The organism is Paenibacillus sp. GbtcB18 (genome assembly GCF_019091125.1).
Classification (GTDB): domain Bacteria; phylum Bacillota; class Bacilli; order Paenibacillales; family NBRC-103111; genus Paenibacillus_F; species Paenibacillus_F chitinolyticus.
Genome location: NZ_JAGXJX010000376.1, coordinates 1 through 270, shown reverse-complemented (window position 1 = coordinate 270; position 270 = coordinate 1). Strand labels below are relative to the sequence as shown.

The 270-nt window shown below is 69.6% G+C and carries 1 protein-coding gene; it reads left to right on the top strand.

Annotated elements, in window-relative coordinates; genetic code table 11:
- Positions 1–74: 74 nt before the first annotated feature.
- On the top strand, positions 75–270 hold a 196-nt coding region (locus KVT34_RS30325; protein ID WP_254635247.1), incomplete at its 3' end, for a thiamine pyrophosphate-binding protein.

The following is a 270-nucleotide window of genomic DNA, read 5'->3' as shown; positions in this document are numbered from 1 at the left end:
AGGTCCTCGAACAGGGCCTGCGCCAGTGGGGGTTCAGGACCTCCTGACATCCCGTCCCGCGAGAGGTGACCAGCATGGACAGCAGGCCCGCGCGCGTCGCGCTCCTGGAGCAACTGGAGGCCGAAGGCGTCCGGTACATGTTCGGCAACCCCGGCACGGACGAGCAGGGGTTCCTCGACGAACTGCGCTCCTTCCCCTCGATCCAGTACATCCTGGCCCTGCAGGAGGCCACAGCGGTCGGCATGGCGGACGGCCACGCCCGCGCCACCC